This window comes from Clostridium sp. CM038 (assembly GCF_055081105.1).
The window spans coordinates 1,801,434-1,813,869 of the sequence record NZ_CM143651.1; the positions used below are offsets into that span (position 1 = coordinate 1,801,434).

The 12,436-nt window shown below is 30.1% G+C and carries 10 protein-coding genes; all 10 read left to right on the forward strand.

Annotated elements, in window-relative coordinates; all coding sequences use genetic code 11:
* The first annotated feature begins 2 nt into the window (after positions 1–2).
* The gene (locus ACWJKS_RS08125) at positions 3–644 is read left to right on the forward strand and encodes an acetyltransferase (RefSeq protein ID WP_216304324.1); all 642 of its coding nucleotides are present in this window, start codon (positions 3–5) and stop codon (positions 642–644) included.
* 4 nt (positions 645–648) lie between these two features.
* Positions 649–1,704 (forward strand): nucleotidyltransferase family protein, encoded by a 1,056-nt coding sequence (locus tag ACWJKS_RS08130; protein WP_216304323.1) that lies wholly within the window; start codon positions 649–651, stop codon positions 1,702–1,704.
* A gap of 16 nt (positions 1,705–1,720) precedes the next feature.
* Positions 1,721–2,713: an NAD-dependent 4,6-dehydratase LegB gene (locus ACWJKS_RS08135; RefSeq protein WP_462960909.1), complete on the forward strand. Its 993-nt coding sequence runs from the start codon at positions 1,721–1,723 to the stop codon at positions 2,711–2,713.
* Between the two features lie 37 nt (positions 2,714–2,750).
* Positions 2,751–3,854 (forward strand): LegC family aminotransferase, encoded by a 1,104-nt coding sequence (locus tag ACWJKS_RS08140; RefSeq protein WP_462960910.1) that lies wholly within the window; start codon positions 2,751–2,753, stop codon positions 3,852–3,854.
* 70 nt (positions 3,855–3,924) lie between these two features.
* Positions 3,925–5,364 carry a lipopolysaccharide biosynthesis protein gene (locus ACWJKS_RS08145; protein ID WP_462960911.1) on the forward strand — a complete coding sequence of 480 codons (1,440 nt, stop codon included), beginning with the start codon at positions 3,925–3,927 and terminating at the stop codon, positions 5,362–5,364.
* Positions 5,365–5,478: 114 nt separating this feature from the next.
* Positions 5,479–7,233 carry a hypothetical protein gene (locus tag ACWJKS_RS08150; RefSeq protein ID WP_462960912.1) on the forward strand — a complete coding sequence of 585 codons (1,755 nt, stop codon included), beginning with the start codon at positions 5,479–5,481 and terminating at the stop codon, positions 7,231–7,233.
* 64 nt (positions 7,234–7,297) lie between these two features.
* A complete protein-coding gene (locus ACWJKS_RS08155) occupies positions 7,298–8,377 on the forward strand; it encodes a glycosyltransferase (protein WP_220286820.1) in 1,080 nt (359 codons plus the stop codon).
* A gap of 69 nt (positions 8,378–8,446) precedes the next feature.
* A complete protein-coding gene (locus tag ACWJKS_RS08160; RefSeq protein WP_462959192.1) occupies positions 8,447–9,922 on the forward strand; it encodes an O-antigen ligase family protein in 1,476 nt (491 codons plus the stop codon).
* Positions 9,923–9,949: 27 nt separating this feature from the next.
* Positions 9,950–11,293, forward strand: a complete 1,344-nt coding sequence (locus ACWJKS_RS08165) for a glycosyltransferase (RefSeq protein WP_462960913.1) — start codon at positions 9,950–9,952, stop codon at positions 11,291–11,293.
* An 81-nt stretch (positions 11,294–11,374) separates the two neighbouring features.
* A complete protein-coding gene (gene wecB, locus ACWJKS_RS08170; RefSeq protein ID WP_462953893.1) occupies positions 11,375–12,430 on the forward strand; it encodes a non-hydrolyzing UDP-N-acetylglucosamine 2-epimerase in 1,056 nt (351 codons plus the stop codon).
* Positions 12,431–12,436: the final 6 nt, after the last annotated feature.

The following is a 12,436-nucleotide window of genomic DNA, read 5'->3' on the forward strand; positions in this document are numbered from 1 at the left end:
TTATGGAGAAAATCGTACTTGTAGGTGCAGGTGGCCATTGCAAGGTTATTATAGACATTATAAAAAGTGCTTCTAGATATAATATTGTGGGGGTAACTGATAAAGATTATAACTACGATAAATTTGTATTAGATATACCTATAATAGGCGATGATAGCATTTTAGAAGAATTATATAATACTGGTGTAAAAAATGCATTTGTATGTGTTGGTGCACTCCAAAACATTTTAACTCGCGAAAATATATATAATAATTTAAAAGCTATAGGGTTTAACATACCGGTACTTATACATAAGGATGCAATGGTTTCACCTTATGCAAATGTTGCAGGAGGAACTTGTATAATGCCTGGAGCCATAATCAATCCAGGAGCTTACATAGAAGAAAATTGCGTAGTAAACACCGGTGCAGTAATAGAACATGATTGCAAGCTGCAAAGGAATACACATATTTCACCTAAGGCTTGTTTAGCTGGCGGAGTTAGCATAGGGTGTAACACCCATATAGGTATGGGAAGTTCTATAATTCAATCAGTGCATATAGGGAATAATGTAATTATTGGAGCAGGAGCTGTGGTTATTGAAAATATAGCAGATAATGCAGTTGCTGTAGGAATTCCATCGAAAATTATAAAGTGTAGGTGATGTTATGAAATTTCCAATTGATGATTATTGTATAGGAGTGAATTCTACTATAAAAGAAGCTATGAAGGTTATAGATAAAAACTTAACAGGGGGAGCTTTAGTTGTAAATGGAAATAATGAATTAGTGGGAACTATTACAGATGGGGATATACGGCGTGCTATACTTAAAGGCCACAGTATAAATGAGGGTATAGAGAATACATATTTTAAGGATTTTAAATTTGTTACAGAAGAGTATGGCAAAAAGAAAGCAAAAGAGTATATGATTAAGAAAAAGATAAGGCAGGTACCTGTTATTGATAAAAATAAAAAGCTCATAGACTTATATTTTTTAGATGACATATTATCTTATGATAAAAAGCAAAATTATGTTTTTATTTTAGCAGGAGGTTTGGGAACTCGGTTAAGACCATTAACTGAATCACTACCTAAACCTATGCTAACAGTTGGTGATAAACCTATCTTGGAGCTTATAATAGAACAATTTAAAGAATATGGGTTTACGAACTTTATTATTTCTCTTAATTACAAAGGGAAAATGATAGAGGAACACTTTAAAGATGGAAAAGAATTTGATGTAAACATAGAATACATTAGAGAAACTAAAAAACTAGGCACAGCAGGCTCAATAGCATTAGTAAAAGAAAAGTTTACAAAACCTTTCATAGTTATAAACGGAGATATATTAACAGGAATTGATTTTGAAAAATTTTTAAATCATCATATGAATAATAACTTTAATATAACTGTAGGTGTTAGAAATTATGAAATTAACGTTCCTTATGGAGTCTTAGTCACTGATAATATGATTATAGAGTCTGTAGAAGAGAAGCCTACATATAAATTTCACATTAATGGTGGAGTATATGCTGTTAATCCTGAAATTATAAAATACATACAGGAAGATGGAGTCTATAATATGACTGATTTAATAGAAGATGCAATTAACAATAATTGCACGTCAGGTATTTATGAGATAACTGAATACTGGAAAGATATAGGTAGAATGGAAGACTATAAAATGGCCAACACGGATATTAACAAATATTTTAAACTATAAGAAAGGAGCAGATGAAATGAACTGGCAAGGGAAAAAAGTTTTAGTTACAGGTGCAGAAGGTTTTATAGGAAGCCATTTAACAGAAAGATTGGTGGAACTTGGAGCAGATGTTACAGCCCTAGCTCAATATAATTCATTTAATAACTGGGGATGGATTGATACTTTTGATAAGTCAGTAAAAGAAAGTATTAAAGTTGTTACTGGAGACATAAGAGAATACGATGGAATGAAAAGAATTATTAAAGGACAAGAGGTAGTGTTTCATCTTGCTGCACTAATTGCAATCCCGTATTCTTATTTATCGCCTATGGCCTATGTAAGAACAAATGTGGAAGGCACTACTAACGTTTTAGAAGCCTGCAGAGAATATGGGGTAGAAAAGATTGTACACACATCAACGTCTGAAACCTATGGAACAGCACTTTATGTACCAATTGATGAAAAACACCCAATGCAGGGTCAATCTCCATATTCAGCATCAAAAATAGGAGCAGATAAAATGGCGGAAAGTTACTATAAAAGTTTTAATATGCCTATAGCAACTATTAGACCGTTTAATACATATGGACCAAGACAATCTGCAAGGGCTGTAATTCCAACAATAATATCACAGATACTCGCAGGGAAAACAGAAATCAAGCTTGGAAGCCTAACTCCGACTAGAGACTTTAACTTTGTATTGGACACTGCCCAGGCATTCATAAAAATAGCAGAGAGTGAAAAAACTAATGGTGAAGTTATAAATGCTGGTTCAAATCACGAGATAACTATAGGAGAAACAGTTAAAAAAATAATAAGTATAATAGGTAAGGATGTAAAAATTATTTGCGATGATGAAAGGTTAAGACCTATAAACAGCGAAGTTAATAGATTATGGGCTGATAATACTAAAATAAAGGAATTAACGCTCTGGAAGCCTAATTACACTATAGACAGAGGTCTTGAAGTGACAGTAGATTGGATAAAAAATAATATGCAACATTTTAAGACAGACATATATAATATTTAGCAAAAGAATAATGTTTAAAAAGTGGGAGGGTTTTGTTATGATACCTTTATGTATACCAGAAATTAGAGGAAACGAACTTAAATATGTTAAGGACTGTATAGATACTAATTGGGTATCTTCAGTAGGTAGTTATGTTAATTTATTTGAAGAAAAATTTAGTGAATATGTAGGTAGCAAAAGTGCAGTTGTCACAAATAATGGTACATCAGCACTTCAATTAGCGTTAGTAACCCTTGGAATAGGATACGCAGATGAAGTTATAGTTCCATCTTTAACTTTTATATCTCCAGTTAACACTATAAAATACGTAGGAGCACAGCCTGTATTTGTAGATGTATGTAGAGATACCTTTGTCATGGATGCAGAAAAGATAGAGGAATTAATAACACCTAAAACAAAGGCTATAATGCCAGTACATATTTATGGCCATCCTGTAGATATGGATAGAGTAATTCAAATAGCTAAAAAACATAATCTATTTGTTATAGAAGATGCAACTGAATCATTAGGATCTACTTTTAATGGCAGAATGACAGGTACCATAGGGGATATAGGCTGTTTTAGTTTTAATGGGAACAAAATTATAACTACTGGAGCAGGTGGAATGCTTGTAACTAATAATTCAGAATATGGCGCACGAGCGAAATTTTTATCCACTCAAACAAAAGTAGTTACTGAAAATAAAGCATTCTATCATTCAGAAATAGGATATAATTTTAGAATGCCAAATCTTTTGGCTGCATTTGGAGTGGCTCAACTTGAAAATATTAAAGAATATTTAAAAATTAAAAGACAAAATGCGGCATATTACAATGAACTATTAAGTGAAATTAAAGGAATTACCTTACCTATAGAAAAAGAGAATGTAGAAAATTGTTTCTGGTTATACTCAATCCTAATTGAGGAAAAGTATGGTATAACTCGCGACGCGCTTATACAAAAATTGAATAAAGAAAAGATAGAAGCAAGACCATTCTTTATGCCTATACATGATATGATTCCATATAAAACTTGTACACATGGGGATTTAAGTATTACAAATGAGCTTTATCAGCGTGGAATAAATCTTCCAAGTTCTGTTGGACTTAAAAAAGAAGACATTGCAAAGGTATGTCAAATAATAAAAGAATTCAATAAATAACTCTGTTATTTATTTGCATTTAAGGGCGAAAGTCATTAATTAAGCCGCTTTAGTGGAGGGTTATGATACATTGGTAAGGTGGATAGGAGATAATATGAATATAGATTTTATAAAGAAATTGTACAAAAGCAGATTGGTGAGAAGTGGAATTTGGTTTACTATAGGGACCTTTTTTGTTCAAGGCATTTCATTTGTAACTATGCCTATTTTTACGCGGTTACTTAGTACTAGTGATTATGGAATAACTGGGGTATACACCACATGGCTTTCCGTTTTTACAACTATAATTACATTAGGGCTATTGGCTACAGTTAATAATGCCAAGGTGGATTTTCAGGAAAGATATGATGAGTATGCTTCATCTATACTTTTTTTAGTCACACTATTTGCTATTATGTGGCTTATAATTGGATTTGTGTTTAAAAAGCAAATATCTTCTATTATAAATTTAAATTCTATATTAGTCATCTTCCTTATTATTCAAGGTTTTTTTGGATTTATCGTGGATTTTTCTAATGCCAAATTAAATGCTGAATATAAATATAAGAAATATTTACTTATATCAATAAGTAGTGCTATTATAAACACAATTCTGGCTATAATACTCATAAGTAATATTAAAAGTGATAAGTATTATGGTAGGATTGGTTCTTTAATTATTGTAGCTTTAATTTACGGTACAGTTTTATATGTAATTGCTATGAAAAAAGGCAAAAAACTAATTAGTTTTGAATACTGGAAGTATGGATTAGCCATATCTATACCGGCAATTGTACATCTTTTATCAGGCGTGATTTTGCAGTCTGTGGATACGGTTATGATAAATAGTATGATAGGATCTAGTGCTGCAGGAATATATACCTTTGCATATAAAATTGGAATGATAATGTATATTGTATGGTTGGCGTGTAATAAGGCTTGGGTACCGTGGTTTTATGAGAATATGAAAGAAAAAAATTATGATGACATAAAGCTGAAAATTAAATGTTATATTATGTTATTTTCTGTGATGGGGTTTATACTTATATTTATATCTCCTGAAATAGGAAAACTAATGGGTACAAAAAAATTTTATAAAGGGTTAGATTACGTTCCATTAATTATAATAGGATATTATTTTCAATTTCTATACAGTATACCAGCTAATATTGAATTCTATACTAAAAATACAAAGTTCCTTTCCCTAGGAACCCTTATTGCAGCTTTAATAAATGGTGTATTAAATTATATTTTAATTCCAAGATACGGCGCAGTTGCAGGGGCATGGACAACAATAATATCGTATATCTTATTATTTTTATATCATTATTATATATCTTTACGCATATTAGACGTAAGAATTTATACGTTTAAACCTTTTGCATATGGCATTTTATACATAGTACTTAGCAGTGTAATATTTTTTATAGTCAAAAACAATTGGGTTTTGAGATATGGAATATTAATAGCAACATTAATTGTATTAGGATATGAGATTAAAAAAATCAGTGGAAAATTAATGCAAAAATAAGTTAAAAGAGATGATTCAACGACATTTCAGAAGGAAAGTGTCCCACTTCTATAAGTGGGAGTACAAATCTCCTTCTGAAGTCGTTGATATTGCAGCTCCGCAGGAGATGATTTAATGGTTAAATTAATCTATACAGCACAAAAAAAAGAACTGATAATAGATAGAAAAGTTGTGGATTTATTTGAATATATAGGAAATGTAAACGCAGAAAAGGAAGCTTTTGAGTATTTAACTTATTTAGAAAATCAAAAGGTTAATGGGTTAAAGCTTGAAGAGTTATATTTATATGATGATATACCATTATATATTTTTAGTAGACCCACTATTTATAGAAAATTAAATGGTTTGATTTTCTGTATTATGGTTATAAGAAATGCTCAGTATAAAACGAATGAAGAAATACAAGTAAAAACAGATGATGACTTTATGGAAAAGGTTTGTGTAGAGGTATTCAACCTTAAATGTGAGAAAATTTATAGTGAAAAAAACATTCAAGCTATAAGTAAAGGCAAGTTAACTAAACGGTTTATTAGGGGAATAGGGAGTTACTGCAAATTTATATTTAAAAACTTTTTAACGAAGAGTAGAAATTATAAAGAACCATTTTTAATTATTTCACATGCTTCAAGTTTAAACTTAGTTAAAGGCAATACCGATGGCTATTACGATACTCAATTAGGGAAAGTTATAAATAAATTAAAAGAAACTTATAATATTTTAAATTTTCAACTCTTAAACAATAAATACATCATAGATAAGACTCTAAATTGTCATGAAAATTTTGTGCCATTTGAATTATTTATTTTATACAAAAGGCTTAAAGCCAAGAAAAATGTAAATAATAATTTATTAGTAGATAATTTAATTTATTTAGATAAGTTAGATTTTCACTTAAATGAACTTGATCTTAAAAATATACTTTTAGGATTTGTGATGAAGGATTTAAGAACGAGTTATCTTTCCTATTTATATGAACTATTAATGGCAGGAAAAATTATTAGAAAGTTGAAAAATAAAAAATGTTTAGTAGCAGGAGAAGGCGACAGGGGAAGGTGCTTTATAGTCGCAGGAAATAAGTTGAATATAGATACTTATGCTGTGCAACATGGAATAATAAATGAAACCTCATCTACTTACATAATTAATTCAAAGTATAAAGATTTGTTGGTGCCACGTAATACATTTGTCTGGGGGGAAAAGTATAAAGAATTATTGATATCTCATACAAATGTATATAATAAAGAAAATGTTAATGTAGTTGGTCAAGTAAGAACAGACAATTTAGTTCAAAATGGATATTTGAAAAAGTTTAAAAAAAATGGGACACTGAGAATACTTTATGCCACTCAATATTTTAGGGATTTACTTGAACCGGCTACCTTAATGCTATTTAAGGCAATAAATTTAATGAAGGAAGATTACGAATTAATTATCAAACTTCATCCTGTAGATTTGAATTTTGAATTTTATGAAGTTATGGTGGAAAAGTTCCACATTAAAAACTGTAAGATAATGAAGGATGGAGATTTGTATGAATTAATTAAATGGAGTGGTTTGGTAGTAAGCGTACATTCTACAGTAGTTGTAGAAGCGGCACTTATTAATAAACCTTCTATATGTATATTACTCCCTAAATATAATGATGCTGGTGGTTTTGTTAAAGAGGGGGTATCCTTTGGAGTTAAGGATGAAAATGAGCTTTTAGAGTGTATGATTAAAATAAATATAGGTGACGTGACACTAAACCACGACATGCAAAAGTATATCCATGAAAATTTCTATAAGTTGGATGGAAAAGTAACAGAGAGGATAATAAATATTATAGTAAATTCTCCTGAGAAGCTTTTAGAAACAATAAAGAATGAGTAATTAAAGATAACTTTCTAAGATTCTTAATTATACTTAAATAGTGTAAAAGAACAGGAGGAAATTTATGAGAAAAATTTGCTTTTTAGCGGATGCACATAGTATACATACAAGAAAATGGGTTCAATATTTTGCGAGACTTGGTAATGAGATTCATATAATTTCTATGAGAGAAACAGATTATGTGTATGAAAACAATGTAAATTTGCATGTGTTAAGAACTATAGGTACAAATAAGTTAAGTTATTTTTTATTAATTAAATCAATTAAAAAATTAGTAAAAGACATTAATCCAGATATATTACACAGTCACTATGCTACTAGCTATGGACTTTATGGGAGAATGTGCAATTTCCATCCATTTGTAATATCTGTTTGGGGTAGCGATGTGTATGAGTTCCCTAAAGATAATAAAGCTAAAGAATTGCTACTTAAGTATATATTAAAAGGAGCGGATAAAGTTTGCTCTACAAGTTATAATATGACTGAGGAAACAAAAAAATACTACAACAAAGAGATAGTAGTAACCCCCTTTGGTGTAGATTTAGATAAATTTAAATGTAACACACCTATACTAAATAGTAGTTATATTACCATAGGTGTTATTAAGGGATTAGAAAAAATATACGGGTTAAATTATCTTATTGAGGGATTTTCAGAGCTTATACGTAAATACAGCGGAACCAAAGATTTAAGACTTTTAATTGTTGGAGATGGTACCCAAAAATTAGAGCTTGAGTCTTTAGTAAAGAAATTAAATTTAAATTCTAAGGTTACATTTACAGGTAAAATAGATAATGAAAAAGTACCTGAATACATAAACAAGATGGATATAGTATGTCTGCCATCCTTAAGTGAAAGTTTTGGAGTTTCAGCTGTCGAGGCCTGTGCGTGTGGACGGCCAATAATAACTACAGATGTAGGTGGATTAAAAGAGATAATTTTTAATAACTATAACGGTTTTGTAATCAAGCAAAAGAGTAGTTATGATATAACATTAAAACTTATGAAAATCATTGAAAATGAAGATCAAATGAAGGAATTTTCAAAAAATGCAAGAAGATTAGTCCGGGAGAGGTATAATTGGTTTGACAATGCAAAAATCATGAATGATATATATAAAACACTTGAGAAGGTTAGTAAATAGTAATGGTATATTCTAGCTTGCAATGCACTTGTCATTTGAAAATATCAGAAAGTATGTAGGAGGATAAAAATGCAATTAACGCAAGAGATTAAAGAGTATTACTATTATTTGAAAAAGTATATTCACATAATTCTAATATTATATGCTGTTATAGAAATAGGATTGTTTATAAAGATGGGTACATCAAATGTGCTCATGTTCGTAAGTAGCATATTTGTAACCTTGTTCGTAATTTGTAGTTTGATTTTAATGTTTAAAGATTTTGTTACCGCAAGTTTAGTTTACGCGGTAGCAATACCAATAATACCTATGGCATTGTATATTATGAATAGGTTAAATATAGCTGGGATAGGTGAAGTGGTATATTTAGCTTATTTTGCTATATATTTAACAAATATGGCTCGCGAATTTAAATATGGAGGATTTGATTTTTCAAAGCTTACGGTTAAATACACCAAGCTAAGTGTACTCTATATTATATTGTTATTATTAGCGACTATATCTTCTATGCTAAGTATTCATGTTTTAGAAGCATTTAAGCTAGTGCTACTTAACATGGTTTCAATGATGACCTATAGCATAGGTATACTTTGCTATAAAAAAAGCAATAAAGAGTTTTACAAGGATATATTGCTCTATTTATGCGTGGGAGTTACGTTATCATCAATACCAGATATAATAGTAACTTTATATAATTTAATTGTACGTAGCAATAATCAGCATCTCTATGGGGTCTTAGGTAGCAATTTCATGCTTGGATATACTATAATAGTAATGCCTTTTATATTGTTATATGCTATAAATAAAGAGCTATCAGGGAAACATAACAAAATATATATATTCTTATTATTAATTCAAATAATTAATTTTAGTACTCAAAAATCAAGGGGCATTCTACTAACATTAGCTATGTGTTTTTTTATTGTAATTATAGTAGATATAAATAATTGGAAAAAATATTTACTAATTTCTATAGTTGTGATTTCTTGCATGACATTTAATGTTATGCATAGGTGGGAAGTGGAAGAAATTGCAACGGACATAAAGATAAACAGTATAGAAGACCTAGTCAGCAACAATGCCAGAATGCTTAAAAGATTAATAGAGCAAACTAAAAGTCGAAGACCAATATGGGCCTTAGCTTTTGAAATGATAAATGACCACTTTTATTTTGGTGTGGGACCAGGGCACTTTAAATATTACTATTTACAATATGGTGGAAACCCTAAAAAATTGTACATAGATGCTCATAATATAATTCTTAATTTAATTACAGAATTTGGAATTATATTTACTTTTACTTTTATGTTAGCTTGGCTAAGCAGCTTAATAAAGTCAGTATTGGATATAATTAAAAATAATAAGAAAGATTTCAAAGAATTTAAATGGCCAGGAATTATTGGGCTTTTATGTCTCTTAGTTTATGGAAATATTACAGGCCAATCTTTTATGGCCTCAAGAGATCCAATAAGTGTAGTGCCTGCTTTTGTTTTTACTGTAGTGATGATACTAATGATATATTCAGAAGGGAAATCTGTTAGTTAAGAGTTAGGACAATGAGAGGTGTTAATAATGAAAAACATATTAATTGTAGCTTATGTTTACCCACCACTAGGAGGTGCAGGGGTTCAGAGAACTTTAAAATTTGCTAAGTTTCTAAAGAAATTTGGATACAACGTAAACGTGCTTACTGTAAATAATGAAAAGAGCACTATAAAGGATGAGTCTTTGGAAGCTGAATCAACGGATGGAATAAAGGTATTTAGGGCTATGCAAAGAGATAATTTTATTGTCAATACTATTGCTAATAGGAATATAACCCATGTCAAAACCATGAAGGTTGAAAATAAAGAGGATATAATAAAAATAACCTCTGAAATTACACTTAAATCTAAAGTTAAGAGAAAAATAAAAAAAACCTTATTAAATATTTATAGAAATATGTACATACCGGATGATAAAATTTCATGGAAAAAAGATGCGGTAGAATTAGGACTTAAAATAATTAAGGAAGAAAAAATTGATATAATATACTCTACCTCAGCACCATATACTGGGCATTTAATTGCTTGTGAATTAAAGCAAAAATCTAACATAGCGTGGATTGCTGACTTTCGTGACCAATGGGTAACTAACCCATTCGCAGATTACACGCCCTATGCTAAGAGAAAAAATGAAAGGATGGAGACGACAGTTATTGAAAAAGCGAATGTTGTAATATCTGTAAGTAAACCTATAATAGATGATTTTATTGATAGATATAAGAATCAGAGGGCAGATAAATTTAAAATAATTACTAATGGATATGATGAGGATGATTTTGATGATTATAATATAGATAGGATACCTCCCAAATATATTATAACTTATAATGGAACCCTGTATGGGAAGATATCACCAAAGAATTTCTTAATAGCTATAGATAGGCTTATTGAGGATAAAAAAATAAAACTGGAAGAGCTTATCATTAGATTTGTCGGGCAAATAGGCAAGGATGCCCAGGAACATATTACGTTTTTTCTTGCAAAATATGATAAGGTTATTGAATTTATATCATATTTGCCCCATAAAGAAAGTTTGAAGGAATTAGAAAATTCTTCAGCAGCGCTTCTAATTATAGGAGCTTTTGAAAGAAGCGAAGGCGTATATACAGGAAAGATATTTGAGTACATAAGAAGTGGAAGGGTTGTTATAGGCATTGTACCGGACGGTGTTGCTAAAGATTTAATACTTGATACGAACACAGGATTTTGTTGTCATCCTGAACAAATAGATGAAATTAAAGCAGTTATATATAAATCCTATGGCATTTGGAAAGGCACGCAGGAAAAGTTAGATATTCATTGGGAAAAAGTTAAAAAGTACAACAGAGAAAATTTAACTAGAGAACTGATGAGTATTATAGAAAGTTTATAAATGATGATTTGAAAAGGAAGTGCAATTCTAATTTTTATAAAAAACTTTATTAAAAAAACTTATTAAAAGTCAGGAGTCTATATGAAAATATTAACAGTCGTAGGAGCAAGACCGCAGTTTATAAAAGCAGCTGCAGTATCGAATATAATTAGAAATGAGCATGAAGAAATTTTAATACATACAGGTCAACATTATGATGAAAATATGTCAAAGATTTTTTTCGAAGAACTTAAAATACCTAAGCCTAGTTATAATTTAGAGGTAGGTTCAGGTGGACACGGCATGCAAACTGGTAGGATGTTAATAGAGCTCGAAGAAATTTATATAAAAGAAAAGCCAGATATGGTTTTAGTTTATGGGGATACGAACTCAACCTTTGCTGGAGCAATTTGTGCAAGTAAGTTACGTATTCCAGTAGCACATATAGAAGCGGGACTTAGAAGCTTTAACATGAATATGCCGGAGGAACAAAATAGAATCTTAACAGATCATATTTCAAAATATCTGTTTGCACCTACAACTTCAGCGGTTAAAAACCTAAGTACTGAGGGCATAACTAAGGGTGTTCATAATGTAGGGGATGTAATGTATGATGCGACCCTTAATTTTTCAAAGATTTCAAAAGAAAAATCTAAGATTATGAAGAAACTTAATTTATACCAGGAAGAATTTATTTTAGCTACCATACATAGAGCAGAAAATACTAATGATATAAATAGATTAAGAAATATTAGTGAGGCATTAAATGAGAGCGGCAAAAAAATAATATTACCCCTACATCCAAGAACAAAAAAATATATGGATGATTATGGTTTGAAATTTAATAATAATATAAAGATAATTGACCCAGTTGGGTATTTAGACATGATCATTTTAGAAATGTACTGTAAAAAGATTGTCACAGACAGTGGTGGAGTTCAAAAGGAAGCTTTCTTTATGAGTAAGCCTTGTATTACTATGAGAGAAGAAACAGAATGGGTAGAAACAGTAGAAAATGGATGGAATATTATTGTTGGAACTGATAAAACTAAGATTTTAGAGGGCATAGTTAATTTTATGCCAAATAAATCTCAGCAAAATGTTTTTGGAGATGGCCATGCTGCAGAGAAAATTTTAAAAATTATAAACAAACAATAGAGGTGA